Source organism: Rhizobium redzepovicii (assembly GCF_019793435.1).
In the GTDB taxonomy this organism is placed as follows: domain Bacteria; phylum Pseudomonadota; class Alphaproteobacteria; order Rhizobiales; family Rhizobiaceae; genus Rhizobium; species Rhizobium redzepovicii.
The window spans coordinates 1-451 of record NZ_JAILYH010000079.1; the positions used below are offsets into that span (position 1 = coordinate 1).

1 pseudogene is annotated in these 451 nt (G+C 64.5%); it reads right to left on the reverse strand.

From position 1 onward, the window contains the following. Window positions 1-451, reverse strand: a pseudogene (locus tag K6N12_RS33655) (hypothetical protein); the annotation flags it as partial.

Sequence of the window (451 nt, forward strand, 5' to 3'; positions counted from 1 at the left end):
GTCGTCGCCGTTGACTTCGTTGCCTCTGGCTTTGCGAGCTTCACGCCGCCCGTCCGGATCAGTTCCTGAAGCGCGTTGGCGCCTTCCTCGAGCCAAGGCAGATAGATCGCTCGCAGGGCCACGGACACGACGTTCCGATCGACGTCACGGGGTGCCGCGGCCAACGCCTGCATAGCGGCTGAATCCACGCCCGCGCCACTATCGACATAGGATTCCGCCAAGGCGTCCCCGTCATGTGCCGGGAGCGCCTTCGCCTTCGCCACCTCGGCCAGGAAGGACAGAGCCTGAGCCAAGGGCGCTTCCCCGCGCTTCGCCCAGACCGTCTCCCTGCGACAGGCATGCTGGCCCTCCAGTTCCAGGATTCGCGACCGGGCATCCGGTGCCGATAGGCTCTCCAGCTTCGACAGGCTGGCCCTAAGTTCGTTTTCACCCTTCAGGTTCTGTTTAGGAT